The sequence below is a fragment of the Actinomadura roseirufa genome (assembly GCF_900659635.1).
Classification (GTDB): Bacteria; Actinomycetota; Actinomycetes; order Streptosporangiales; family Streptosporangiaceae; genus Spirillospora; species Spirillospora roseirufa.
Genome location: NZ_CAACVB010000565.1, coordinates 1 through 1,289, shown reverse-complemented (window position 1 = coordinate 1,289; position 1,289 = coordinate 1). Strand labels below are relative to the sequence as shown.

At 65.2% G+C, this 1,289-nt stretch carries 1 protein-coding gene; it reads right to left on the bottom strand.

Annotated elements, in window-relative coordinates; all coding sequences use genetic code 11:
• Window positions 1–42: 42 nt before the first annotated feature.
• Window positions 43–1,220 (bottom strand): IS3 family transposase gene (locus E1291_RS41425; protein WP_370771133.1). Its coding sequence is split into 2 segments (ribosomal slippage): window positions 43–950 and window positions 950–1,220, totalling 1,179 coding nucleotides; the frame shifts between segments, so codons are not numbered across the junction.
• Window positions 1,221–1,289 lie beyond the last annotated feature (69 nt).

Below are 1,289 nucleotides of genomic sequence, written 5' to 3'. Positions count from 1 at the left end.
TGAGGGGCCCCAGAGACTCCGGACAGCGTCTGGTCGTCTGAGTTACGCTGTGGCCTTGCGGGTCAGGTACTGGTCCTCGACTTCCTGGGGAGTCTGGTAGCCGAGCCCTGAGTGCAGGCGCCTGCGATTGTAGAACCCTTCGATGTAACGGACAACTTGACGTCGCGCCTTGGCCCGGGTGGTGAACGTGAACCTGTTCAGCCATTCGTTCTTCAATGCGGAGAAGAACGACTCGGCCATTGCGTTGTCCCAGCAGACGCCCGTCCGGCCGACCGATTGCCGTATACCCATCGCGGCGAGTTTCCCGCCGAATGCCTCAGAGGTGTAGTTCGAACCGCGGTCGGAGTGAAAAATGGCCAGCTCGGTGATCTCCACATTGACGGCCGCCATGTCCATCGCGGCTTCGAGCAGCGGCGTCCTGAAGTGGTCGGCCATCGCCCACCCGACGACCTTCTTGGTGCAGCAGTCGATCACGGTCGCCAGATACAGGAATCCCTCCCAAGTGGGAATGTAGGTGACATCGCCGACGAACGTGGTGCCGGGCGCATCGGCGGTGAAGTTCCGCCGTACCAGGTCGGGGATGCGGTGCCGGGCGTCGGCGTCGGTGGTGACCGGCCGCCACCGTGCCGGCCGGCAGGCGACCAGGCCCAGCCCGCGCATCAGCGACCGGACCGTCTCCGGACTGACCCGCACGCCGCGACGGCACAACTCCGCGTGGACACGGCGATACCCGTAAGCCTCCAGGTGCCCGGTGAAGATGTCGATGATCTGCGCCTTCAGCAGTTCCCGGCGCTCTGCGGTCGCCGAAGCCGGACGCGAGCGCCATTCGTAGAAACCGGATCGGGAAACGGCCAGCCACTGGCACATGTCCCACACCGTGTGGTTCGCCTTCTCCGCGTCGATCAGCTCGTACCGGGCCGTCACCGATTCTCGGCCGCGAAGAAGGCGGCGGCTTTTTTCAGGAAGGCGACCTCTTCACGGAGCTTGCGGTTCTCTCGCTCCAGTTCGGCCTCACGGTCGCTCCTGCCGGCGGTCCTGGAGGACTCGCCGGGCGCGGCGCTCCCGTGTTCTCTGCGCCACGCCGTCACCCAGTTGTGCAGTGTGGTGTCATGAATCCCCAGCTCCCGGGCGATGTGCGATACCGGGCGGTCGCCGTCCAGCACCATCCGGACGGCCTCGTCCTTGAACTCCCGGGAGTACGGGCCCTTACGCCGTGTCAACTGCTACTTCCTTCCGGTCATCCCCGACTCTAGCCGGGGGGCTGTCCGGAAGATCTAGGGCACCTCAGT